This window comes from Methylocystis borbori, from assembly GCF_036576025.1.
GTDB lineage: Bacteria > Pseudomonadota > Alphaproteobacteria > Rhizobiales > Beijerinckiaceae > Methylocystis > Methylocystis borbori.
The window spans coordinates 101,204-124,032 of record NZ_JAZHYN010000002.1 but is presented as its reverse complement, the minus strand read 5'-3'; the positions used below and the strand labels follow the sequence as shown (position 1 = coordinate 124,032).

Below are 22,829 nucleotides of genomic sequence, written 5' to 3'. Positions count from 1 at the left end.
TCTGGCCGAGGCTACGCCTCGGTCTTAGACCCTGGACGGCCGAATCCTGATATATGCACGGCATGTTCCGCTTCCTTCACAGTTCGGACCTGCATATCGGCAAACGCTTCGGCAATCTGCCGGAGGATTTGCGCGGCCGGCTGCGCGAGGCGCGCCATACGGCGCTCGATCGGCTGGCGGAACGCGCCCGCGCCCATGGCGCCGCGACCCTTCTGCTCGCCGGCGACACTTTCGACACCGAGACGCCGACCCCGGCCATTCTGCGGCAGGCGCTGGCGGCCATGGCCAGCCACGACGCGCTGCGCTGGATCATCCTGCCCGGCAATCACGACTCCCTTGTCGCCGACGAATTATGGGACGAAGCCCGACGCGCGCTTCCCGCCAATGTCACGCTCGCGATTGAAGCGACGCCGATCGTCCTCGAAGCCGGCGTCGTCCTGTTGCCCGCGCCCTGCACCACGCGCCGCCCCGGCCGCGACCTCACCGAATGGATGGACCAGGCGGCGACCACTGAAGGAGATTTGCGCATCGGCCTCGCCCACGGCGCTATTCAGAGCTTTTCGGAAGACAACGGCGCCTGCGACGTGATCGCCCCGGATCGGGCGGAACGGGCGGGCCTCGACTATCTCGCGCTCGGCGACTGGCATGGGCAGCTCAGGGTCGGCGAGAAGACCTGGTACAGCGGCGCGCCCGAACCGGACCGTTTCAAACATGGCAAGCCCGGTCAGGCGCTTATCGTTTCGATCGGCGGGAGAGGCGCGACGCCGGAAGTCCAGCCGATAGAGACCGGCGCTTTCGACTGGAAAACTCTCGCGCTCGACTTCCTTGGCGAGGAAGACGCGCCCGCCCTGCTGCAGGCGCTATTGCCGCCTCCTGTGAGGCGGCGCCAGACTCTCCTGCATATCGTCGCATCCGGCCGCCTCAAGATTGCGCCGCGCGCGGCCTTAGCGGCCGCGGTAAAAGCGGTCGAGCCTGACTTCGCCCATGCGGCGCTCGACGAGGAAGCGCTTGCGACCGTCTGCGAAAGCGCCGACCTCGATCTCATCGACCGTTCCGGCGCTTTGCGACAGGCGGCGGACGCCCTCCTCGCCGAGAGCGTCGACGCCAGTCTTCCGCTCGGCGAGCGCGAGATCGCGCGCGACGCGCTGGCGCGCCTCTTCGCCTTTTGCGAAGCGACGCCACAGTCATGAAACTGACGGCGCTCCGTCTCCACAATGTCAGACGCTTCGCCGGCCGCGGCGTCGCCATTGAAAACATCAGGGAGGGCGTCAACGTCCTCTGCGCCGTCAATGAATTTGGCAAGTCGACTTGTTTCGACTCGCTGCATGCGCTGTTCTTTCAGCCGCACACCGGAACGCCTAGCGCCGTGCAGGCGCTGCGCCCCTATAGCGGCGGCAATCCGCTGATCGAGGCCGATGTGGTTACGGCGAACGGCCAGTTTCGTCTCGCCAAGCAGTTTTACGGCGGCCGGCGCGCGAGCGTGACCGATCTCGCTTCGGGACGGCTCGTCGCGCAGGCCGACGAGGCGGAACGCTTCATCGCCGATCTCGTGCATGGGGGGGCGGGCGGCCCCGCCGGCCTGCTCTGGGTTCGCCAGGGCGTCACCGGAGTCGAGAGACGATCCCGCGGGGAGGAGGAAGGCGAGAAACGCGCCCGCGAGAGCGTGCTCTCCTCCGTGCAGGGCGAGGTGGAGGCGTTGACCGGCGGCCGCCGCATGGCTGACGTCATCGCGACCTGCGAGGAAGAACTTTCACGTTTCGTCACGCCGACGGGACGGCCAAAGGCCGGCGGTCCTTACGCATTGGCGCTCGACGAGCGCGACAGGCTGACGGAAGAAGCGCGACGACTCGAAGGCGACGTGGATAATTTGCACGATGCGCTCGAAGAGCGGCGTAAAGCGCGCGCACGTCTCGCGGAGATTGAAAAGCCGGAGGAAGAAGCGGCGCGTCGCCGCGCCGCCGAAGCTGCGCAAAAGGCTTTCGAGGCGGCGAAAGCGCATGGCGAGGCGCTTCAACTCGCCGAGGCAGAAGCGAAGCTCGTTCGGACCCGCTACGAGACCGCCCGAACGACCCTTGAAAATTATCGCGCGCTGCTGGCGCGCGGCGCGCAATTGCGGGAGCGTCACGCCCGCGCCCTCGCGGCGCGCGATGACGCGCTGGATAGACAACGGCGCGCGATCGCGGAAGGCGAGACCGCCCTGAACGCGATTGAAGCCGCCGAAGCCGATGAGCGGGAAACGCGTGAGCTGTTTTTGCGGCTCGAACGTGCGATGCGCGCGCGCGACGCCGCGGCGCGCCTGTCGAATTTGAAGGAGGGGCTCGAAAAGGCCGAAGACGCCCGCAATGAAATCGAAGCCGCCGAAGCGGCTTTGCGCGCGCGCGCCCTGCCCGAGGAAGCCTTGCAGGCGCTCGAACGCGCCGAGATGGAGATCGCCGCATTGCGCGCCGCCGAGACGGCGCAAGCCCCTACGCTCAGGATCGACTATGACGCGGGCGTCGCCGGCGCGATCGCCATCGACGGCGCGCCCCTTGCCGACGGCGAGGAACGCGCGCTTGCCGGCGTCACGACGCTCAGGATTTCCGGCGTCGGCGCGCTGACCATAACGGCCAAACGCAGCATAGGAGAAGACAAATTCTCGGCGCTCGAAAAAAAGCGCCGTACGCTTCTCGAAAAGCTTGGCGTCGAATCTCTGGCGCAAGCGCGCCAAAGCGACGCGCAAGCCAAAGCCAAAAAGAGCGAACTCGAACTTGCGAGGCAGCGCTTCCTTCTTCTCGCGCCTAAAGGCGTCGAGGCGCTGCGCGATGAGATCGCCCGCGCCGAAAATCAGGAGGCCGAAGACCTGGAACTCAAAGGCGACCCGATCGACGCCCGCCGCGCGCATGAAGCCGCCGAACAGAATCTAACCCAGCGCCGCAATGACGCGCGCGCCATTCGACCGGCGCGCGAACAGGCCGATCAAGCGCTCGTCGAAGCGGAAAAAGCCCTTTCGGCCGTCGCGAGCGAAGTTGAAGGCGTCGAAGCGCAGCTTGGCCCCGAAGCCGACCGCGCGTCTCGCGACGCGGCGCTCGCTCAGGAGATGGCGCAAGCGCAAGCGCCTCTCGTCGACGCGGAGGCGAAACTCGCCGCGCTGCGCCTCATCGCGCCGGATCTCGACAATGCGCAAGCCACGCTCGCCCGGACGCGGTCGGCGATGGAAGCCGCCTCGAAGGAAGCCGCACGGCTGCGCGAGCAACTCGCCGATCTTAACGGACGCATCCGCACGCGATCGGACGACGCCATCGAGGAACAGTGGCGGGAAGCCGTCGAGGCGCGCGAGGCGGCGGAGGCCAATGTCGCGCGTTTTAAACGCGAGGCGGCGCTGCTCACGCGCCTGCGCGATGCGCTGAATACGGCGCGATCCGCCGCGCGCGACCATTATTTCGAGCCGGTCATGCGCGAGCTGCGGCCGCTTCTTGGCCTCTTGTTCGAAGAGGCGACCGTCGTCTTCGACGACCAGTCGCTGCTTCCGCAAAGCGTGCAGCGCAATGGACAGGTTGAAGAGATCGAGCGCCTCAGCGGCGGCATGCGCGAACAGCTCGCGGTTCTGACGCGGCTCGCCTTCGCGAAATTGCTCGCGCGCGACGGCCGTCCCGCGCCGGTCATTCTCGACGACGCGCTTGTCTATTCCGACGACGATCGGATCGAAAAAATGTTCGACGCGCTGCATCGGCAATCGCGCGATCAGCAGATCATCGTCTTTTCCTGCCGGCAGCGCGCCTTTGCGCAGTTGGGCGGCAATATTCTCCAGATGACGGACTGGACGCCGCAGGCTTGAGCCGTAGCGCTCGTCACCCAAGGTTCCGCCTCAGATGGGCGGGCAATTGCGGCTCGCGGTCGATAAGATCGGCGAAATGCGCTTCAAAGGTCCGCCCGGCGAGCGCCGCGTCGAGGCCAGCGAGCGCATCCGCGATCAGGGCGGCTTCCTCCTCGTCAAGCACGCGCATCGCCGTGCCGAGATGGACGAGGACATTCGCGCCGGGAGGCTGCGCGCCGATGAGCAACATGGAAATGCGCTCGGCGCGGCCAGCCCCTTCGCAAAGCGCCGATATGTCGTCGCCTTCGATGACTGTCATCGGTATGCCGAGGCACATCGCAATCGGCTCCGTTCGCCTTCAGTCGTCCGCGCGGAAAACTTTGTGGCTGGCGTAGGCGAGGCCAAGAGCGCCAATCGCGACGATGGAAATCCAGCCGAAAGCGACGGCAAGCGCGAGAAGGTGATCCGACTGGGTGGCGATATGCGTGAGGCTCTCGGCGAGCCCGTACGGATGCTCGCCCGGATGCGCCTCCGCCACGACAGGCGCGAGCGCCGCCGTGACGACGATCATTCGCAAGAAGCTCATTTCAATCCCTCCATTCGCCGGCGGCGTCCGCGCCTCTCCGGCTCTCGTAGCTCTGATGATCTAGGTCATGTCCAAGCAGCGCCAAGCCCGGGGACAACGGTTTGGCGCGCGGCGCGCAATCGACGCCCCATTGCCGCAGGATGTCCTCCGCCGCCGCGACGGCGGCGTCGATCGCGCCGCGCACCGGCTCGGTGAGCGGGCCGCCCCAGTTTTCGAGATCGAGCGGCTGGCACCCGACAAGCGCGAGGCGCGAAGGATAATCGCCAAGGAGATCGGCGGCGCTCAGCACTTCCTGAAAGCCGGTCTGATGCAGGCTCATCTTTTTCGAGCCGGTGAATTTCGGCACCTCGCCGTCGCGCACGATTTTCAGCGTTCCAGGCGCAAGGCCGTAGTCGATCGCGTCGAAGACAAGAAGGTCGTCGGCCTCGCGCACATATTGCACGAGATAAAGCCCCTGCGTTCCGCCATCGAGCACGGTGACATGCTCCGGCAGCGCGTAGCGGCGATGAAACGCCTCCACCGCGCGCACGCCAAAGCCTTCGTCGCCCCAAAGGATGTTGCCGATGCCCAGGATGAGAACGCGCCGCGCCACGAATCAGGCTCCATCCTTGAAGTGGCGCTCGCCCGAAATCATCGAGGAGATGATGCTCTGGCGCGACATGATGTCCTCGCGCACGGCCGCATAGATGTGGATGATGATGAAAGTGACAATCACATACATGCCAAGGTGATGCCAGGTGTGCACTGCCTGGCTATTTGGCCATATGTAGAAGACCCAGCCGAAGAGCTTGGCCTCCCAGCTGCCGGCGCCTTCTCCCTCCGAATAAAGCGCGAAACCCGTCACGATCATGAACGCCGCTGTTAACGTATACATGACGAACATGGCGGACTGCGCCAGCGGATTATGGCCGACATATTTCTTGGGCGCCTTTTCAAGGAAGGCGTACCAGCGGATCTCATGCGCGAGCTCCTTCCAGAAGGAGACGCGCCAAACCGGCACGAAATAAATCTGCCGCGAATGCTCATTGCCCATGAAAGCCCAATAGCCGCGCAGCAGAAAGCCGACGGCCATGATCTGGCCGGCGGTGAAATGGGCGAAGCGGATGTAGCCCATGACGAAATGCTGCGACGCCTCGCCGGCGACGGTCGGCAAGGGAGAGCCGATCAGATAGCCGGTGACGATCAGGACGAGGATGGCGAGCGCGTTGACCCAATGCCAGAGCCGCACCGGCGCCTCATAGACATAGACGGTCGGCTGCGACACCACCCTTTCGCCATGGGAGTCGGCGACGTCGATGCGCGAAATGTCGGTCATGAGCCCCTCCTCAGCGCACCTGCACCTTCGCCATCTCCTGCCCGTCTTCGCTCATCACATGCGTCGAACAGGCAAGGCAGGGATCGAAGGAGTGGATCGTGCGCAGGATTTCGACCGGCTGCGATGGATCGACCATCGGCGTGTTCATCAACGAAGCCTCGAAGGCGCCGATATTCCCGGCGGGATCGCGCGGCGAGCCGTTCCATGTGGTCGGCACGACGCATTGGTAATTGTCGATCTTGCCGTCCTTGATCTTGATCCAATGCGCGAGAGCCCCGCGCGGCGCCTCGGTGAAGCCGACGCCTTTCGTCTCCGTCGGCCAGCTCTTGGGCTCCCACTTCTCGACATTGGCGGTCGCGAGATCGCCGGCCTTGATATTGGCGACGAGCTTGTCGAAGAAATGCCGCATCTGATAGCCGGCCCACTGGCTCTCGAGCGCGCGCGCCGCCGTGCGGCCAAGCGTCGAGAAGAGCGCCGAAGTCGGCAGCCCGAGATCGTGCAGCACTTTCTCGACGGGCTCCTTGAATTGCGGCTTGCCCTGCGCATAGCCGACGACCCAGCGCGCCAGCGGGCCGACCTCCATCGCATGACCGCGCCAGCGCGGCGCCTTGATCCAGGAATATTTGCCGCCCTCGTCGAGCTCGATGATATTGGTCTTCGTACCCTTGGCGTTCGGCCCAAGTTCGTAATGCGGCTCGGTGACGCCGTCCCAGGGGTGCAGCCCCTTGGTTTCGTCGCCGTATTTATACCAGGAGTGCGTCACGAACTCCTGTATTTCCTCGGGGTCGCGGTGATCGACGGGATGAATCTCGTCGAGCTTGCCATTGATGATCGCGCCACGCGGCAAGAGCAGGTTCTTGTCGGTATAGTCATTGGCGCGCTCCGGCACGTCGCCATAGGCGAGCACGGATTTGCCCGAAAGGCCGCCGCCATAGAGCCAGTCCTTATAGAAGGAGCCGATGGCCATGATGTCGGGAACATAGACCTTGTCGTTGAATTCGATCAGCTGATCGATGATGCCGTCGACAAGATTGAGGCGCTCCATATTGATCGCGCCGACCGCGCCGACTCCGTCGACATTGATCGCGCAGGGAACCCCGCCGACGAGCCAGTTGGGATGCGGATTCTTGCCGCCGAAGATCGTGTGGATTTTCACGATCTCCTTTTGGAAGTCGAGCGCCTCGAGATAATGCGCCACCGCCATCAGATTGGCTTCGGGCGGCAGCCGATAGGCCTTGCTGCCCCAATAGCCGTTCTTGAAAGGACCGAGCTGGCCGGACTCGACAAACTTTTTCAGGCGCGTTTGCAAGTCCTTGTAATAGCCGGGGGAGGACAGCGGCCAGCTCGAAATCGATTGCGCGAGAGCGGAAGTGGCCTTGGGATCGGCGCTCAGCGCCGAAACCACGTCGACCCAGTCGAGCGCATGAAGATGATAGAAATGCACGATGTGATCGTGCACTTGCAGCGCGAGCTGCATGAGATTGCGGATCGAATTGGCGTTCTCGGGGATGGTGACGCCGAGGGCGTCTTCGACGGCGCGCACCGACGTGAGCGCATGGGTGCCGGTGCAAACGCCGCAAATCCGCTCCGTAAAGGCCCAGGCGTCGCGCGGGTCGCGGTTCTTGAGAATGACTTCGATGCCGCGCCACATCGTTCCGGTCGAAACCGCGTTGCGGATGACATTGTCGGAATCGACGTTCACCTCCACCCGCAAATGGCCTTCGATGCGCGTGACCGGATCGACGACGACGCGTTTGCCGCTGTTGTCGAGCCTGAAACCGTTGGGCGTGTCGACCCCGGCGGAAGCCGTGGCCGCGATGGAAGGAGTGGCGGCCTGAGCTACGTGGTCCGCCCGATTTTGCGAGATGCGCTGCTGCGTCATGGCGATTGTCCTGGAGAGCGGCGTCAGGCCGAGTGATCGTTGTTCTTCGAGACGATGCGCTTAACGGCGGTCGCCGCGGCGTGCGTAGCGACGGCCGCGCCGACGAGGCCCGCCGCCGCGAGGCCGATTTCGTCCGCGTTCTTCTCGACGCCGAATTGATGGATATTCGTCAACCGTTCATAGAAGGGGCCCTTGTCCCAGAACCCTTCTTCCGAACAGCCGATGCAGCCATGGCCCGACTGGATGGGGAAAGACACGCCGCCGTTCCACCGCACCGTCGAACAGGCGTTATAGGTCGTCGGCCCCTTGCAGCCCATTTTATAAAGGCAATAGCCTTTGCGCGCGCTTTCATCGTCCCATTGTTCGACGAATTGGCCGGCGTCGAAATGCGGCCGGCGATAACATTTGTCGTGGATGCGCTGCGAATAGAACATATTCGGCCGGCCTTGCCGGTCGAGTTCGGGCAGTCTGCCGAAGGTCGTTATATAAGTGACGACGCCGGTCATGACTTCGGCGATGGGCGGGCATCCCGGCACCTTGATGATCGGCTTGTCGTGGATGACCTTGTCGATGGGCGTCGCCTGCGTCGGATTGGGTTTCGCCGCCTGCACGCACCCCCATGAGGCGCAGGCGCCCCAGGCGATGATCGCCATGGCGTCCTCCGCCATCCATTTCAATTTTTCGACGAAAGGCTTGCCGCCGTCGATGCAGAACATGCCGCCTTCATTGAGCGGCGGATTGCCTTCGACCGCGAGAATATATTTGCCTTTGTATTTCTCTTTCGTCTCTTCGAGGATCGCTTCGGCCTGATGGCCGGCGGCCGCCATGATCGTGTCGTCGTAATCGAGCGAGATCATCGACAGGACGACGTCCTTCACGAGCGGATGCGCCGAGCGGATGAAGCTTTCCGAGCAGCAGGTGCATTCGAGCCCATGCATCCAAATGACGGGCGTGCGCTCCTTGGTCTCGAGCGCGTTGGCGATCTTCGCGGCGCCGATCGGGCCCATGCCGAGACTGGCGGCGGTCAGGCTGCAAAATTTCGTGAAGCTTCTGCGCGTCACCCCCTGTCGGCGGATGACGTCGTAAAAAGTCTCGATCGCGGCCATTCCCGCTCCTCCTGATGGCGTCTTCGTCCCTTTGTCGCGATCTCGCGTCGCGCTTTGTTTTCAAAGGGGTGAGCAAGGTCCGGGCCAAGCGCGCCGGTTGATTGAAATTGATTTAATTCCAATAAGCTAGGAAAGATCGACCCGCTCCTTGATGAGAATTCTCGCGCGAGAACGGCTAGTCAATTTTCAATCGGCGGAAAGGCGCTTGCCAGCCTTCGATTCAATGCGCCGTGCAGACCATGCAGGGATCGAAAGAGCGGATGACATGCTGCACGGAAGCGGCGCGCGCCCCATGGCCTTCGAGCGGCGCGCCAACAAGCGCCTGCTCCACCGGGCCCGGCGCGCCAGACGCGTCGCGCGGCGAGAAATTCCACGTCGTCGGCGCGATGATCTGATAGGCGCGGATCTTTCCCTTTTGCGCGCCGAGCCAATGGCCGAGAGAGCCGCGGGCCGCTTCGACGAGGCCGACGCCCTCGCCATCCCCTTCCAGCGGCGCCGAGACGCAGAAAGGCTCGTTCAGCGCCAGCGACTTCGCCCAGGCTTCCGCCGCCTCCGCGACCAGCGCGAGTTCGATAAGCCGCGCGACGACGCGCGCGAAGACATTGGAGCCGCGCGACCGCGCAAGCAGCGCGCGCACAAGCGGATGGCCGTGGACCGCGAGCCGCGCGAGCGCGCCAACCTCCGCCGGCCGACCCTGAAGACGCGGCGCCTTTGCGAAGGAATAGGCGCCGGGCTTGTCGACATAAGGCTCCGTGCGCGCGAGCGCCGGCTCTTCCGGTCCGTCGCGCATATAGGCATGCGACACATCCTCACGGATCGCATGGGCGTCGAGCGGCGATAGCGCGCCCGTGACGGGATCGAATATGCCTGCGTTCAGAAAAGCGTCCGCTTCGCCGCGATAGGCGCCATAGCTCATCAACGGATTGTCGGCATGGCCGAGATTTTCGAGATCGAGCGCGCGCGCAATGCGGCAAAAGGCGGCGAAATCGCCCTCGGCGCCCTCCCCTTCGCAAAAGCGCTCCAGCTCTTCGGGCGTCTTGAGGGCGAGAGGCGCGTCGAGCGGCGCCGCGAAGACCGCCTTTTCAAGAAAACGTCGAAAGTCGCGCGCAATCGCTATGAGTTGCGCCTTCTGCCCCAGATCGACGGCGCAGGTGGTTCCCCCCGGCTGGAAAGCGAGACTATGCGGCCATTTGCCGGCAAGGAGCCCCATGATTTCGAGCAGACGCCGACGCGCCTGCAGAACCTCATTCGCCGCCGCGCCTTCGATCGCCTTGAAGCGGCGCAAGGCGGCCTCATGCCAACTCTGGCCGGAATATTGCGCGCGGGCGAAATCCGGCATGAAGAAAATATAAAAATGCGTGAGATGATCGGCCATGTTCTCCGCGGCATGCGCGAGATTGGCCGCGACGATACCGTTATGCGCCGGCGCGACGCCATACAGCGCGCGCAGCGCCGCCGCCGCCGCCATGGATTGCGAGACGGAGCAAATGCCGCAGATGCGCGGCGCGATGGCGAGCGCGTCCGCTGGCGGGCGGCCGACGAGGATTTGCTCGAAGCCGCGATAGAGCGGCGTCGTCACACGCGCCGAAGCGACGGCGTCGCCCTCGATGTCGAGCGTTACTTCGAGATCGCCCTCGACTCGATTGAAGGGGCCGACAAGAAGGCGCGTCATTCCTTCGGCTTTCTCGCGCCGCGCGGCGGCACGACGACATGATCGGCCGTCGCGTTCTTGCGCACGCGCGGCGGCGTCGCGGATTTCGACAGCGCGGCGAGCGCCATGAACCAGGCTTTCGGCATGTCGAGCGGCAGGCCGACCGGCACGCCGCCGATCTTCGGGGTGCGATGATAATCGCGAATGTCCTCGAAGCTCGGTGAGGTGCAGGCGATGCAGGCGAAGCCGCCTTTCGTGCAGGAGCCGGAGCCGTTCCAGCCGCGCTGATTGCAATCGCCGGCCGCCTGCGTCGCCTTGCAGCCGAGATGCTCCATCAGGCAGCCGCGCTGCGACAGCGTTTCCGCGCTCGCCTTGAACTCATAGAATTCGTTGCGGCTGCACCCATGATGCGCAAGATGATCGACATAGAATTTCGGCCGCCCCAGCGCGTCGAGGTCATCGGCCGTCATGGCGTCGAGCGCCAATGCCACGAGCGTCTCCATGATCCAGCCAGGATGCGGCGCGCAGCCCGCCACATTGATGACCGGCAGGCCGCGCCGCGAACGATATTCGGCGCCGAGCGCGCCGCCCGCGACCGCCTTGCGATATTGCAGGCCTGCGGCGTCGGTCGGATCGGGATCGGCGAGGGGAACGCCGCCAAAGGCCGCGCAGGAGCCGACAGCGACGCAATAATCCGCCTTGGCGGCAAGAGAACGCGCCCAATCGAGCATGGCGCGGCCCGTGCCGGCGAGACGATTGAAAAAGCCCGTCCCGTCAGGCCCGCAAAGAATCGCGCCTTCGATACACAGCGCGTGCAGCGGCGTTTCGCCGGACTCTACCCTCTCCAGAACGACGCGCGCTTCGTCGCCCGTCTCCTCGCTGACGCTTGGATGCCACAGGAGATTGACGCCAAACGTCTCCAATTCGCGAAACCAGCCGCCCGATCCATGTTCGAGCATGGACATGGTGCAGCCGCCGCAGCTCCCCGCTTGCAGCCACAATATGTTGAAAGCGCCTGCGCTCATCTGCGTTCGTCCGCTATGTCCCGCGGCGGCGCGCTATTAATCGGCAGTTGGACAGTGAAGGTCGCGCCCCCGCCTGGTCGATTGGCGGCCACGATGGAGCCGCCATGTTCCTTGACGATTGAATAGCTGATCCAAAGGCCAAGGCCGGTTCCTTCGCCCACGACCTTTGTCGTGAAGAAAGGCTCGAAAATCTTGTCGAGAACGACCTCGGGCAATCCGCGTCCATTGTCCTCGACGATGATTTCCGCTCGGCCATTGGCCTTGCGGATCGCCACGCCGATCCGGGGCGCGGCGACCTCCTTCGTCGCATCGAAGGCGTTATCGATCAGATTGACCAGCACCTGATGAATTTGTCCCTCATGCCCGTCGACCGCGACGCCATCTTCGCAGTCGAAGGAAACTTCAGCGCGCGTCTTTTTGCTGCGCGCCGCCCAATTCGCCGCCGTGCGCGCGATGCGCTCGAGATCGACGCGCTGGGTCTCGGCGGGGCGGCTGAAAGAGAGGCGCCGCAAATTCCGCACGATGTCGCTGATGCGAACGGCGCCATCCATCATGCCGTCGATCAGCGACGGAAGATCGGCGAGAATGGCGTCGATCCGGTAGCGACGGCGCAACGCGTCGTCCTGCGTCTTTACGCTAGATTTTTCGAGATATTCCGCCAGCGCGCCGCGATATTTATCGAGCGTATGGATATTGCCGTAAATGAAGCTGATAGGATTGTTGAGCTCATGCGCGACGCCCGCGACGAGGCGTCCGAGGCTCGCCATCTTCTCCTGTTCGATCAGCTTGCGCTGCGCCTGCTGCAATTCGAGATGGGCGACGTGCAAGGCTTCATAGGCGCGTTTCAATTCGCCGATCGGACGCCCCGTGAGCACCGCGCCGACGCGCCGCCCCGTATGATCGAAACGGGCCGAGCAATTGATCGCCATGAGATCCGACGCGCCGCCCGCCGCGAGAAAGCGCAGTTCGCATTCCGTAACCTCGCCCGCAACGCCCTCAGCCATTTTCTGCAAAGCGCCGGCGCGGTCTTCTTCGATCAGAAAATCGGCGAGGCTCGCGCCAAGGAGCTTGCTTTCGCTCAATCCGGTGATGCGTTGGAACGCCGGATTGACCTGAAGAATGCGGCCCTTCTCATCGCAGACGACAAGAATATCGGAAACCGAAGCGATGACGCTCGAGATAAACTGCTGCGCTTCCTCGAGCTCGGCGTTCTTGATTTCGAGATCGGACTCGTAGCGAATAAGATCGGAATAGACTTCGTCGACCTTATGAATGACTTCGAGCCACATATTCTCCGTCTGCGCGTCTTCGGGAAGCCCTGCGCTTTCGGACAGGAGATCGATCATATTCGCCGGACGAGAACTTCTACTCGTCGTCATCGCGCAGATCCCGCTCGACGCCGTAGCGTTCGATCTTATTGCGCAGGCCGACGCGGGAAAGGCCAAGATCTTCCGACGCGCGGCTGATGTTGCCGTCGAAACGGCGTAGCGCCTCCTCGATCATCTCGCGCTCCAGCGCTTCGACGCGCGTCTTGAGGATACGGTCCGCCACCGCATGCCCGTTCATCGACCGTGGCGCGAGAATGCGCGGCGATAATAGATTCGGCGGCAGGGGCGCGTCATTTTCCGAGAGGGTCACCATGCGCTGAATTTCATTATGAAGTTCGCGCACATTTCCCGGCCAGTGGTAGCTCGCAAGGCGCGCCAAAGTCTCAGCCGCGAAGCCCTTGACGCCGCGCTTGAAGTTACGATTGACGTCGACGAGGATGCGCATCGCGATCAATTCGATATCGCGCGGCCGCTCGCAGAGCGGCGGCAAATGGATCGGGAAGGCGGCGATCCGATAATAGAGGTCGCGCCGGAAACGTCCCGCCGCGACTTCATCTTCGAGACTTCGGTTCGTCGCCGCGATTAGGCGCACATTGACCTTGCGCTGTCGCTGCGCGCCGAGCGGGCGGATTTCGCCCTCCTGCAATACGCGCAGCAATCGCACCTGAAAGGCGGCGGAGGTTTCGCCGATTTCGTCGAGGAAGATCGAGCCTCCGTTGGCGAGTTCGAACAGGCCGACGCGGTCCTGATAAGCGCCGGTGTATGCGCCCTTCTTGCAGCCGAAGAGTTCGCTCTCCAGCAGTTCGTCGGGCAAAGCGCCGCAATTCTGCACGACGAAGGGCTTGTCGGCGCGATTGGAGCCATAATGGATCGCGCGCGCGAGAAGCTCCTTGCCGGTTCCCGACGCGCCGGTGATGAGCACCGAAATGTCATATTCCGTCGCCTTGCGCGCCAGCGCGACGACGGGCGCGACGGGGCTTTCGGGGTGGTGAATGATGCGGCTGAATTCGAAGAGCCGCTGCTCCTTACGACGCCGGGTCGCGATCTGTTCGTTCAGCACCTCGGCGGCGGGCTTATTGTCGAGGCCAGCGCCGACTTCCTTCTGGTAGCGATAGAGCTGCGCGGCGTCGCGCACGCTGGCGATCAGCTTCTCCGGCTCCCATGGCTTGGTGATATATTGATAGATGCCTGCTTCATTGACGCCGGCGATGATGTCTTCGGACTCGGTATAGCCCGAGATGATGATGCGGATCGGATCGGGCCAGGCGACGCGGGCGCGCTTGAGGAAGTCGACTCCGTTTTCACCCGCCATTCGGTGATCGCAGAGAATGACCTGCACGAGTTCGCCGTCGAGAACGCCTTCCGCCTCCTTGGCCTTGGAGACGCAGATCACGTCGAATTCGTCGGAAAGGACGCGCTGCAACGCCTCTCGCGAACGAAGCTCGTCATCAATCACCAGCACGGTCGAAGAAGAAGTCATCGCGTGATCCGGTCCGCAGCGCATCGCGCGCCCTAACATATGCGAGGAAGCTGTTCCCCCGACAGCCAATCGACGATGCGCCCGCCGCCAAAGCGCGTCGTCATCTCGACGAAGTTTCGCTCGTCTTCGACGACATGGCCGATCAAGGCCGCATCGCGTCCGAGCGGATGGGCGCGCATGGCGTCGAGCAGCGTCTCGGCGGCCTCGGACGCGCATATCGCCATCAGCTTTCCCTCATTGGCGACATGGAGGGGATCGAGGCCCAGAAACTCGCAAGCGGCGGCGACCTGCGGCTTTACCGGGATCAGCTCCTCGCCGATCGCAAAGCCCACATTGGATTGGTGTGCGATTTCATTCAGCGCCGCGGCGAGGCCCCCGCGCGTCGGATCGCGCATCACGCGCAAGGCCCCGCCCGCCGCGCCGATCATCGCGGCGGTGAGTCCGTGCAGCGCCGCCGAGTCGGATAGAATCTCGACCCCAAATTCGAGATTTTCGCGTCGCGACATGATGGCGACGCCATGATCGCCCATGGAGCCGGAGACGAGGACGGCGTCGCCGGATCGGGCTCTGTCGCTCGAGAGCGACACGCCGTCCGGCAAGACGCCGACGCCTGCGGTCGAGATGAAGACGCCATCCGCCTTGCCGCGCTCGACCACCTTGGTGTCGCCCGTGACAATCGGCACGCCGGCGTCGCGCGAAGCGTCGCCCATGCTTTGAGCGATGCGCTTCAAATCGCCGAGCGCAAAACCCTCCTCGATGATGAAGCTTGCGGAAAGATATTTCGGCGTCGCGCCGGCCATGGCGATATCGTTGATCGTGCCATGGACCGATAAGGAGCCGATATCGCCGCCGGGGAAAAACAGCGGCGAAACGACATAGCCGTCCGTCGTCATCACGAGACGGCCTTGCTGCGCGTCGAGCGCCGCCTGATCGTCGTTGCGACGGAGCCAGTCATTGTCGAAGGCGTCGTGAAAAATATCGGCGATGAGCTGCGCCATGGCGCGCCCCCCCGAGCCATGCGAAAGATCGACGCGGCCGTTTCTCATGTCGAGCTTTCGTCGAACCGGCTTCAAGACGAGGCTCATGAGGCCGCCCTTTCGATGCGCGCGCGGCTGCAGTCGCGAAACCGCCCATAGGCGTAATGCGCGGCGCAGGAGCCTTCCGACGACACCATGCAGGAGCCCATCGGCGTATCCGGCGTGCAAAGAGAACCGAAGAGTTTGCAATCCGTCGGCTTCTTTGCGCCGCGCAGAATGGCGCCGCATTCGCAGGCCGGATTGTCGGCGGCGGCGATCGTGCGAATCTCGAAGCGCTTTTCCGCGTCGAAATCAGCGAAGGCGTCGGCGAGGCGCAGGGCGCTCTGCGGCACAAGGCCGAGCCCGCGCCATTCGAAACTTTCGCGCAATTTGAAGACCTCATCCATCTCCCTTTGCGCTCGAGCATTGCCGTCGCGCGTCACGGCGCGGACATATTGATTTTCGATGACGCAACGCCCTTCATTGACCTGGCGGATAAGCATCAGGATCGATTGCATGACGTCGAGCGGCTCGAAACCGGAGATGACGACGGGCTTTCTATAATCGCGCGCCACGAATTCATAGGGCCGCGCGCCGATGACCGTGCTGACATGAGCGGGGCCGACGATTCCATCTAGCGGCGTCGCTTCGTCGCTTTCCCCAGCCAATATGGCGCGCATGGCGACAGGCGTCAGCACGTGGTTGCAGAAGACAGAGAAATTGCGCAGCCCTTTCGCTTTCGCCTGCTTGATCGCAAGCGCAGTCGGCGGCGTCGTGGTCTCGAAGCCGATGGCGAGAAAAACCACTTCGCGCGCCGGCTCGGCTTCGGCGATGCGCAGCGCGTCGAGCGTCGAATAGACCATGCGGATGTCGGCGCCCGCCGCGCGCGCCTTCAAAAGACTCGCGCCGTGAGACGCCGGCACGCGCATCAGATCGGCGTAAGTGCAGAGCGTCACGCGCGGATCGGCGGCGAGCCTGATCGCATCGTCGATGCGCCCGACCGGCAAGACGCAGACAGGGCATCCCGGCCCGTGGATCATCGCCACATTTCGCGGCAGCATATCCTCGACGCCATAGCGCGAAATGGCGTGGGTGTGGCCGCCGCAGAATTCCATGAAGCGGTAGCTGCGCTTCATGTCGACCTCGACGGCGATCGTCGCCGCGACGCCCTTCGCGAGTTCGGGATCGCGATATTCATCCACATATTTCATGACCGCGTCTCCATCGCCGCGGCGTCGCGCAACAGCGCCAGGGTGCGCTCGGCCTCTTCGGCGTCGATTTTCGACAAGGCGTAGCCGACGTGAACGACGACGAAATCGCCGATCACGACGTCTTCCACCAGCGCGACGCTGATCGCCTTGGACACGCCGCCCATGTCGATGCGGGCCATGCCGTCGCCGAGAAGCTCCATCACTTGTGCGGGGATCGCTAGACACATAGGGCGAGATCCTGGGAGTTACGAGATTCCGCGAAGGCGCGCGCCATGGCCGCCTGCCCCAGCGAGAGTCCGCCGTCGTTGGGCGGCAATCTTCGCGCGATGAGCGGCCGCAGGCCGAGGCTTCGCAGTCGTTCCATCAGTCCTTCGGCTAGAACGCGATTCATCAGGCAGCCGCCGCCAAGCGCGATCCGATCGATCCGTTGCTCTGTCGCGGCCTTCGCGACGAATTGCGCGAGCCCCTCGATGACCGTCCCGTGAAAAAGCTCCGCGCCTTCGCGCGAGTTCATGCGCTCTTGAACAAAGGCGGTGAGCAGCGGCGAGAAATCGAGTTCGTCTCCGGCGAGGAGAAAGCCGTGTTCCATCGCGCGCGGCGCGACGACGAGCGCTTCCATCTCCATCGCCGCCTGCGCTTCATAATGCTGCTGCGTCGAGAGTCCCAGAAGAGCTGCAGCGGCATCGAAAAGGCGGCCCATGCTGCTCGTCACAGGCGGCGCATACCCTTGCGCGATGAGGCGCGCCATCTCCAGCGCGCGCGGCTCATGCGCGAAAAGCCGCGCCGCAGCATCGAGACGGCCAAGCTTTGCGAGCGCGCCGACGCCCATCCGCCAAGGCTCGCGCGCGGCGCGGTCGCCGCTCGGCGCCGGCAGCGGCGCAAGCCCGCCGAGGCGCCGCCATGACCCCCCGTCGAGACGCATCAACTCGCCGCCCCAGGACTGCCCGGCGTGGCCAATCCCATGACCGTCGAGCGCGAGACCGAGCGCCGGCGCCTCAACCTGATGCTCCGCGACGACGGCGGCAAGATGCGCCGCGTGATGTTGCGCGCGGATAAGCGGCAATCCGTGCTCCTCCGCCCAGCGCGTTGAGTAATAATCGGGGTGGAGATCGCAGACGACCAGCTCCGGCGTCACGTCGAGAAGGTCGATGAGCCGCTGCGCCGTCTCGCGATAGAAACGCCCTGTCGCGGCGTTCGAGAGATCGCCGACATGCTGCGAGACGAAAGCCTCGCGACCGCGCGTCACCGTGATCGTCGCCTTAAGATGCGCGCCGGCGGCGACGACGCAGGGGCCATCGGCGCCAAGTTCGATCGGCTCCGGCACAAAACCGCGCGCGCGGCGCAAAAAGGCGGGCGCGCCGGCGACGACGCTCATGACCGAATCGTCGATGCGCGTCACGATCTCGCGGTCATGCGTCACGATAAGATTGGCGATCGCGGCGAGCCGCTCGTGCGCCTCGTCATTGTCCTTCACCAGCGGATCGCCGCCGAGATTGGCGCTTGTCGCGACGAGGACGAGGTCTTGCGGCTCGCCGCGCCATGCGCGCGTCGCGGGCGCGCCCGCCGCCGCATGAAAAATGAGATGGTGAAGTGAAGTGTAGGGCAGCATCACGCCGATACGATTGAGGCGCGGCGCGATGGCCTCGGCCAAAACGCCTCTGCTTTGCAACAGCACGATGGGCCGCGCCACGTCTTGAAGCAAAGCGAGTTCCTGCTCCGCCGCGCGCGCGACCGTCTCCACGGAGGAGACATTGGCGATCATGACCGCGAAGGGTTTGGCGTCGCGCGCCTTGCGACGGCGTAGTTCCTCGACCGCTTCGCCGTTTCTGGCGTCGCACATCAAATGAAAGCCGCCTACTCCCTTCGTCGCGACGATTTTGCCGGCCCGCAGCGCCGCGACGATCTGCTCCGGCGAAGACGAGAGTTTCGGTCCGCAGGCCGGGCAGCATATTGGTTCGGCGTGAAAGCGCCGGTTTCGCGGATCGCGATAATCGCGGGCGCAAGCTGGACACATGGCGAAGGGCGCCATGGAGGTCTGGGCGCGATCATAGGGAAGTCGCCGCGTCAGCGTATAGCGCGGCCCGCAATGGGTGCAGGTAATGAAGGGATAAAGATAAAAACGGCTCGCCGGATCGAAGAGGTCGTCGAGGCATTCTTCGCAAATGGCCGCATCGGGAACGATGCGCGTCTCGGTCGGACCGTCGGCCGAGTCGAGAATGACGAAACTCGAAGATTCCCGCAAGGCGAGTTCTTCGACATCGATCGCATCGACGCGCGCGAGCGGCGGCGGACGGCAGGACAGAGACTCGAGGAAGGCGTCGACGCGATCTCCCTGAACTTCAAGGAGGACGCCGCCGGCGTCATTCTTGACGAAGCCGTCGAGCCGCATGCGGGTCGCAAGATCATAGACAAAAGGCCGGAAGCCAACGCCCTGCACGGCGCCGCGCACGCGCACCCGCAGGCGCTGCGGCCCGCTCCGTATGGCGTGCGCTTGGCCCATGCGCTTTACTCCGCAACCGCCATGCGCGCGGCGCGCGCTTCGATCCAGGCATAGAAGGCCTGCATGCCTTCGCCGGTTCGCGCGGATACGACAAGCGTCTGCAAATCGGGATTGACGGTCAGCGCCGCCGCCATACAGGCGCCGACATTGAAATCGAGGTGCGGCAGCAGATCGGCCTTGTTGAGCAGCATCAAATCGGCCGCGGCGAACATGTCGGGATATTTGAGCGGCTTGTCCTCGCCTTCCGTCACCGACAGCACGACGACCTTATGCGCCTCGCCGAGATCGAAGGCCGACGGACAAACAAGATTTCCGACATTCTCGATGAAGAGCACAGCGTTTTTCTCGGGCGCGAGCGCGTCGATCGCATGGCCGACCATATGGGCGTCGAGGTGACAGCCCTTGCCGGTGTTGATCTGTAAAGCGCGCGCGCCAGTCGCGCGAATGCGCTCCGCGTCGTTGGAGGTCTGCTGGTCGCCCTCGATCACGACGATCTTGCGACGCGCCTGCAAATCCTCGATGGCGCGCACCAAAAGGCTGGTTTTTCCCGAGCCGGGACTCGAAACGAGATTCAGCGCGAAATTGCCATTGGCCGCGAGGCGATGACGGTTTTCGCGCGCATAGGCATCGTTCTTGGAAAGAATATCCCGCTCGATCTTGACGATGCGCTCCTGACTGAGGCCGGGCGCATGAACGCCCGCTAATCCTGCGCCGTAATGGATCGAGTCGTCGCCCTGGCTCTCGACGCCATGGTGATGATGATCATGATCGTGATGGTCATGGTCATGGTCATGATGATGAGCATGGGCGTGGTCATGACCGTGATCATGCCCATGGTGATCAGGATGATGGCCATGGGCGGCGTGATCATGCGCATGGGCGTCGCGCTTCTTGTCCTTGTCTTCGACGACGCTCGTTCCGCAACCGCAGACAGTGCACATCAGGCGACCTCCAGTTCGATGAGGCGAAAATCATCGCCCCGCGTCATTTGAACGCGATGGCGTCCGCATTCGGGACAAGCCCCGAAACGCTCGGTCAACGCGACTTCCTTGCCGCAATCGAGACACCATCCGGCGCCGGGGATGTCCTGCAAATCCAAGGCGGCGCCTTCGCACATCGAGCCGCGAACCACCGCCTCGAAGCAAAAGCGCAAGGCGTGCGGATCGACATGGCTCAAGGCGCCGACGGCGACGCGCAAGACGGCGATGCGCCGCGCGTCGGCCTTGCGCGCTTCCTCTTCGGCGAGATCGATGAGCGCTTCCATCAGCGACATTTCATGCATGCTGCGCCTCGAGAAGTCTGATATCGCAAGATGCGCAGGGATCGAACAGCGCGGCAAGCGTTGCAACAATCCGCCGCGGGTCGGCGACATTGAGTTGCGCCGCCGCCAGCGCTTGGACGAAAGGCCCGGCCGGATGGAAGTTCCACTCCGTCGGCGCAAGAATATCATATGTCGTTACGGCGCCGGATGCGTCAATTTCGATGCGATGGAACAGAAATCCGCGCGGCGAATCCACCATGGCGAAGCCCTCGCCGGGCCGGCTCGAACGCGCGACGACGAGATCTTCTTCGCCTGCCATAGGTTCCCGGCACGCCAGCGCATCTAAGGCGTAAGCGATGTCGTAGAGGCGCGCCTGAAGCCTTGCCGCCATAAGCCCGATATTGTGGCTAAGGCGAGCGAACTGACGCGCGAAGGCTCCCGTTTCGACGATACGTCCCGGCAGATTCGGGCGGCTGAGAAACTCCGCATCTGCGTTCCGCAACGCGCAATGCACCGTCTCGGCGTCGCCAAGAGCCAGAAAATCGGCGCGTTCCCGGTAGGGCGCGATATGCCCATTTTTGAGGACGTCGCGCCATAATTCGCCAAGCCACGCGCGCGGCGCTCCATCCAGCCCTGAGGGCGCGCCGAAACGGCTTGCCGCTTCTTTCAAGGCGATGTGGAAAGAATTATCCTCTTCCTTCTCGGCGGCGCGCGCGATCGTCAGCGCCTGACGCAAGGCGGGAAGATGCGCGAGGCGCCTCGGGTCGTTTTTCTCGCCGGGCCAGTCCAGCAGGCTGGCGCGCAAATGTTCGGCGACGCGTTCGGCGTAGAGCATGCGTCGCCAGCGCCGGCGCAAGGCGTCGGATAGATGCAGCGATTGCGCCGCCGCCACCGCCGCTTCGCTCGCAATGCGCTGCGAGGCGGCGCAGAGGGTAAAGACGGAGCCAATGAGGCGCGGCGCGTCATTCGCCGCCTTCCCATGAAGAAGCCGCGTGGCGTCGACTTGTCGTCGCGGCGTGATATTGGCTGCTTCCACCCTATCCTCGATACGCGTCACCTCGACGCCGATGCTGGTCGACATTTCCCTAACTCGCTCATGGCGCGATATTCGCTTCGCCGCGCTTCGCGCCGAAGATGAGCGAACGCCGATCCATCATGGCGGATCTTTTCGCCACGGCGTCGCGTGCCTCCTCAGGCGCGGGATTGAACAATTCATTAAGCGCAGCGACGGCGACCGCGCGCGCGGCCGCGTCATCGACAAAATCGTCCATCGGCGAAAAGAGCGAGCAACTGTCGACGCGGCCGAACCCTTCGAGGCGCCCGACGATGAAGCCCACGCGCCCAGCGGGCAGCGGCCAATAGGCCGTTTCGCCGACAGGCCGTGGCGCGAGTTCGTCGGAGCCGGCGGCGCAGATCATGAGATTCATGAACCAGGGCGTGAGAATCACGCCGAGCGCATGGTCGCCATAGGGACGGAAACCGATCGCCGCCACGTCAAGGCGCGGATTGCAGATCGGCAGATCGCGCATCGCCTCATGGACGCGGCGGTAATGGTCGGCGAGCTGCGCGCCCGCGAGGACGGCCGCCTCTTCGCGAGGAGGATCAGTCGTCGCGCTCATCGACGAGCCTCATGAATTTCGCTTGCGGCGCGTCGCAATTGGGGCAGCGCCAATCGGCCGGCAATGCGCCGAAAGATGTGCCGGCCGGAATCTGCCAGACGTTGTCGCCAAGCGCGGGATCATAGACGTGCCAGCACACGCCGCATTCCATTTTAGTATTTGCGCCAGCGTCGCGCGGCGCGTCGAAATTCTCGAAGCTCATTGGAAATAAGCCTCGTAGATCTCGCGAAGGCGCTCGCTCGAATCGCGGAAATCCTCGTTCGCCGCCAAAGCGACGACAGGCACGTCGCCGATTTCCAGCGTATCGAGGACGATCTCGTCCATGGCGTTGAAATATTGCACGGACCAGACATGACGCGTCGCCGTCGCATGAATACGGCATTTGCCATAGCCGCGCGACAGAAGCCCCACAGGGCCTTCTCCGAGCGAGGCCTGCAGAAAGCCCATATCCTCCGGCGTCATCGGAAACAGCATGAAATTGATGATGTGCGCTTTGTCTCCCGGCGCAAAGGCGGCGACGCGGGCGCGGATTTCCGCAAGCAGGGGCATGACATTCATCGCGCCTTCGGGCGCTTCGCCAAATGAAACCTCGCGCGCATTGACGATCGCCGCGCGCTTCAGGACCTCGGGAATGGCGCCGACTTCGAGATAATCGCCGATAAGACGATCATCGGCGCCGGCGAAACGCACGCGCCAGAGGCCAGCCATCGTCGACTCCGCGATTTGCGCCGTGACGCCGTCCGGCAGCGCGACGACGCCGCTCACCTCGCCCGCGCCGAGGGCCTGGTCGAGGAGTTCGCGCTCATCCGCGGTGCCGTCGGTAATGTCGAAGAGGCGGCCCTGCTCTTCGGCCTTCTGACGGGCGAGAGCGTCCGCCAAGTCGAGCAGCAGGTCTCCGACGCCGGCGCAACGACGGATGAGATCTTCGGATTCTCTATTCGCGAGCTTGCCGGCACGTCGCCCCGCCCCAGTGGAAAGGGCGTCGTCGAGTCCGATCGGCAGGATCGTCATCGCCTCTTCCGCGCCTTCCGGCGCCACCCAAAATCCCGCCTTCAT

Annotated in this window: 22 protein-coding genes; 2 read left to right on the top strand and 20 right to left on the bottom strand. The window is 63.8% G+C overall.

All coding sequences use genetic code 11. From position 1 onward, the window contains the following. Positions 1-62: 62 nt before the first annotated feature. Both V3H18_RS01435 and V3H18_RS01430 read left to right on the top strand, forming a co-directional pair. Positions 63-1,190, top strand: a complete 1,128-nt coding sequence (locus tag V3H18_RS01435; protein ID WP_332080109.1) for a metallophosphoesterase family protein — start codon at positions 63-65, stop codon at positions 1,188-1,190. Next, the gene (locus V3H18_RS01430; protein ID WP_332080088.1) at positions 1,187-3,814 is read left to right on the top strand and encodes an AAA family ATPase; all 2,628 of its coding nucleotides are present in this window, start codon (positions 1,187-1,189) and stop codon (positions 3,812-3,814) included. Before V3H18_RS01435 ends, V3H18_RS01430 begins: the two co-directional genes overlap by 4 nt. 13 nt (positions 3,815-3,827) lie before the next feature. Here the strand turns inward: V3H18_RS01430 and V3H18_RS01425 are convergent, their stop codons facing one another. The 20 genes from V3H18_RS01425 to V3H18_RS01330 all read right to left on the bottom strand — a co-directional run bounded on the left by V3H18_RS01425 (position 3,828) and on the right by V3H18_RS01330 (position 22,829). Then, positions 3,828-4,130, bottom strand: a complete 303-nt coding sequence (locus V3H18_RS01425) for a HypC/HybG/HupF family hydrogenase formation chaperone (protein WP_332080087.1) — start codon at positions 4,128-4,130, stop codon at positions 3,828-3,830. Between the two features lie 21 nt (positions 4,131-4,151). Continuing rightward, positions 4,152-4,379 carry a hypothetical protein gene (locus V3H18_RS01420; RefSeq protein WP_332080086.1) on the bottom strand — a complete coding sequence of 76 codons (228 nt, stop codon included), beginning with the start codon at positions 4,377-4,379 and terminating at the stop codon, positions 4,152-4,154. Between the two features lies 1 nt (position 4,380). Beyond that, complete coding sequence (locus tag V3H18_RS01415; RefSeq protein ID WP_332080085.1) at positions 4,381-4,971, bottom strand: HyaD/HybD family hydrogenase maturation endopeptidase; 591 nt, start codon at positions 4,969-4,971, stop codon at positions 4,381-4,383. Positions 4,972-4,974: 3 nt separating this feature from the next. After that, positions 4,975-5,694 carry a Ni/Fe-hydrogenase, b-type cytochrome subunit gene (gene cybH / locus V3H18_RS01410; protein ID WP_332080084.1) on the bottom strand — a complete coding sequence of 240 codons (720 nt, stop codon included), beginning with the start codon at positions 5,692-5,694 and terminating at the stop codon, positions 4,975-4,977. Positions 5,695-5,704: 10 nt separating this feature from the next. After that, a complete protein-coding gene (locus tag V3H18_RS01405; protein ID WP_332080083.1) occupies positions 5,705-7,576 on the bottom strand; it encodes a nickel-dependent hydrogenase large subunit in 1,872 nt (623 codons plus the stop codon). A gap of 23 nt (positions 7,577-7,599) precedes the next feature. Then, positions 7,600-8,682: a hydrogenase small subunit gene (locus V3H18_RS01400; RefSeq protein ID WP_332080082.1), complete on the bottom strand. Its 1,083-nt coding sequence runs from the start codon at positions 8,680-8,682 to the stop codon at positions 7,600-7,602. Positions 8,683-8,902: 220 nt separating this feature from the next. Next, positions 8,903-10,354, bottom strand: a complete 1,452-nt coding sequence (locus tag V3H18_RS01395) for a nickel-dependent hydrogenase large subunit (protein WP_332080081.1) — start codon at positions 10,352-10,354, stop codon at positions 8,903-8,905. Beyond that, positions 10,351-11,358 carry an NADH-quinone oxidoreductase subunit B family protein gene (locus V3H18_RS01390; protein ID WP_332080080.1) on the bottom strand — a complete coding sequence of 336 codons (1,008 nt, stop codon included), beginning with the start codon at positions 11,356-11,358 and terminating at the stop codon, positions 10,351-10,353. Before V3H18_RS01390 ends, V3H18_RS01395 begins: the two co-directional genes overlap by 4 nt. Further along, positions 11,355-12,737, bottom strand: a complete 1,383-nt coding sequence (locus tag V3H18_RS01385; RefSeq protein WP_332080079.1) for a sensor histidine kinase — start codon at positions 12,735-12,737, stop codon at positions 11,355-11,357. Before V3H18_RS01385 ends, V3H18_RS01390 begins: the two co-directional genes overlap by 4 nt. Beyond that, the gene (locus V3H18_RS01380) at positions 12,724-14,166 is read right to left on the bottom strand and encodes a sigma-54-dependent transcriptional regulator (RefSeq protein WP_332080078.1); all 1,443 of its coding nucleotides are present in this window, start codon (positions 14,164-14,166) and stop codon (positions 12,724-12,726) included. The genes V3H18_RS01385 and V3H18_RS01380 overlap by 14 nt, the downstream gene beginning before the upstream one ends. Before the next feature lie 32 nt (positions 14,167-14,198). Next, a complete protein-coding gene (hypE, locus tag V3H18_RS01375) occupies positions 14,199-15,251 on the bottom strand; it encodes a hydrogenase expression/formation protein HypE (protein ID WP_332080077.1) in 1,053 nt (350 codons plus the stop codon). Next, a complete protein-coding gene (gene hypD, locus V3H18_RS01370; protein ID WP_332080076.1) occupies positions 15,248-16,393 on the bottom strand; it encodes a hydrogenase formation protein HypD in 1,146 nt (381 codons plus the stop codon). The genes hypE and hypD overlap by 4 nt, the downstream gene beginning before the upstream one ends. Next, a complete protein-coding gene (locus V3H18_RS01365) occupies positions 16,390-16,620 on the bottom strand; it encodes a HypC/HybG/HupF family hydrogenase formation chaperone (RefSeq protein ID WP_332080075.1) in 231 nt (76 codons plus the stop codon). Before V3H18_RS01365 ends, hypD begins: the two co-directional genes overlap by 4 nt. Beyond that, positions 16,611-18,893, bottom strand: a complete 2,283-nt coding sequence (gene hypF / locus V3H18_RS01360) for a carbamoyltransferase HypF (protein ID WP_332080074.1) — start codon at positions 18,891-18,893, stop codon at positions 16,611-16,613. Before hypF ends, V3H18_RS01365 begins: the two co-directional genes overlap by 10 nt. Positions 18,894-18,898: 5 nt before the next feature. Next, entirely contained in the window at positions 18,899-19,834 is a 936-nt protein-coding gene (gene hypB, locus V3H18_RS01355; RefSeq protein ID WP_332080073.1) for a hydrogenase nickel incorporation protein HypB, read from the bottom strand. Continuing rightward, positions 19,834-20,175 (bottom strand): hydrogenase maturation nickel metallochaperone HypA, encoded by a 342-nt coding sequence (gene hypA, locus V3H18_RS01350; RefSeq protein ID WP_332080072.1) that lies wholly within the window; start codon positions 20,173-20,175, stop codon positions 19,834-19,836. Before hypA ends, hypB begins: the two co-directional genes overlap by 1 nt. Beyond that, complete coding sequence (locus tag V3H18_RS01345) at positions 20,168-21,235, bottom strand: nickel-dependent hydrogenase large subunit (RefSeq protein WP_332080071.1); 1,068 nt, start codon at positions 21,233-21,235, stop codon at positions 20,168-20,170. Before V3H18_RS01345 ends, hypA begins: the two co-directional genes overlap by 8 nt. 13 nt (positions 21,236-21,248) lie before the next feature. Beyond that, positions 21,249-21,773: a [NiFe]-hydrogenase assembly chaperone HybE gene (gene hybE, locus V3H18_RS01340; protein ID WP_332080070.1), complete on the bottom strand. Its 525-nt coding sequence runs from the start codon at positions 21,771-21,773 to the stop codon at positions 21,249-21,251. Continuing rightward, positions 21,757-21,975 carry a rubredoxin gene (locus V3H18_RS01335; protein WP_332080069.1) on the bottom strand — a complete coding sequence of 73 codons (219 nt, stop codon included), beginning with the start codon at positions 21,973-21,975 and terminating at the stop codon, positions 21,757-21,759. Before V3H18_RS01335 ends, hybE begins: the two co-directional genes overlap by 17 nt. Further along, entirely contained in the window at positions 21,972-22,829 is an 858-nt protein-coding gene (locus V3H18_RS01330; protein WP_332080068.1) for a hydrogenase expression/formation protein, read from the bottom strand. The genes V3H18_RS01335 and V3H18_RS01330 overlap by 4 nt, the downstream gene beginning before the upstream one ends.

Coding starts and splice junctions, on each gene's coding strand:
- V3H18_RS01435 (WP_332080109.1), top strand. CDS start 63: ATGTTCCGCTTCCTTCACAGTTCGGACCTGCATATCGGCAAACGCTTC.
- V3H18_RS01430 (WP_332080088.1), top strand. CDS start 1,187: ATGAAACTGACGGCGCTCCGTCTCCACAATGTCAGACGCTTCGCCGGC.
- V3H18_RS01425 (WP_332080087.1), bottom strand. CDS start 4,130: ATGTGCCTCGGCATACCGATGACAGTCATCGAAGGCGACGACATATCG.
- V3H18_RS01420 (WP_332080086.1), bottom strand. CDS start 4,379: ATGAGCTTCTTGCGAATGATCGTCGTCACGGCGGCGCTCGCGCCTGTC.
- cybH (WP_332080084.1), bottom strand. CDS start 5,694: ATGACCGACATTTCGCGCATCGACGTCGCCGACTCCCATGGCGAAAGG.
- V3H18_RS01405 (WP_332080083.1), bottom strand. CDS start 7,576: ATGACGCAGCAGCGCATCTCGCAAAATCGGGCGGACCACGTAGCTCAG.
- V3H18_RS01400 (WP_332080082.1), bottom strand. CDS start 8,682: ATGGCCGCGATCGAGACTTTTTACGACGTCATCCGCCGACAGGGGGTG.
- V3H18_RS01395 (WP_332080081.1), bottom strand. CDS start 10,354: ATGACGCGCCTTCTTGTCGGCCCCTTCAATCGAGTCGAGGGCGATCTC.
- V3H18_RS01390 (WP_332080080.1), bottom strand. CDS start 11,358: ATGAGCGCAGGCGCTTTCAACATATTGTGGCTGCAAGCGGGGAGCTGC.
- V3H18_RS01385 (WP_332080079.1), bottom strand. CDS start 12,737: ATGACGACGAGTAGAAGTTCTCGTCCGGCGAATATGATCGATCTCCTG.
- V3H18_RS01380 (WP_332080078.1), bottom strand. CDS start 14,166: ATGACTTCTTCTTCGACCGTGCTGGTGATTGATGACGAGCTTCGTTCG.
- hypE (WP_332080077.1), bottom strand. CDS start 15,251: ATGAGCCTCGTCTTGAAGCCGGTTCGACGAAAGCTCGACATGAGAAAC.
- hypD (WP_332080076.1), bottom strand. CDS start 16,393: ATGAAATATGTGGATGAATATCGCGATCCCGAACTCGCGAAGGGCGTC.
- V3H18_RS01365 (WP_332080075.1), bottom strand. CDS start 16,620: ATGTGTCTAGCGATCCCCGCACAAGTGATGGAGCTTCTCGGCGACGGC.
- hypF (WP_332080074.1), bottom strand. CDS start 18,893: ATGGGCCAAGCGCACGCCATACGGAGCGGGCCGCAGCGCCTGCGGGTG.
- hypB (WP_332080073.1), bottom strand. CDS start 19,834: ATGTGCACTGTCTGCGGTTGCGGAACGAGCGTCGTCGAAGACAAGGAC.
- hypA (WP_332080072.1), bottom strand. CDS start 20,175: ATGCATGAAATGTCGCTGATGGAAGCGCTCATCGATCTCGCCGAAGAG.
- V3H18_RS01345 (WP_332080071.1), bottom strand. CDS start 21,235: ATGTCGACCAGCATCGGCGTCGAGGTGACGCGTATCGAGGATAGGGTG.
- hybE (WP_332080070.1), bottom strand. CDS start 21,773: ATGAGCGCGACGACTGATCCTCCTCGCGAAGAGGCGGCCGTCCTCGCG.
- V3H18_RS01335 (WP_332080069.1), bottom strand. CDS start 21,975: ATGAGCTTCGAGAATTTCGACGCGCCGCGCGACGCTGGCGCAAATACT.
- V3H18_RS01330 (WP_332080068.1), bottom strand. CDS start 22,829: ATGAAGGCGGGATTTTGGGTGGCGCCGGAAGGCGCGGAAGAGGCGATG.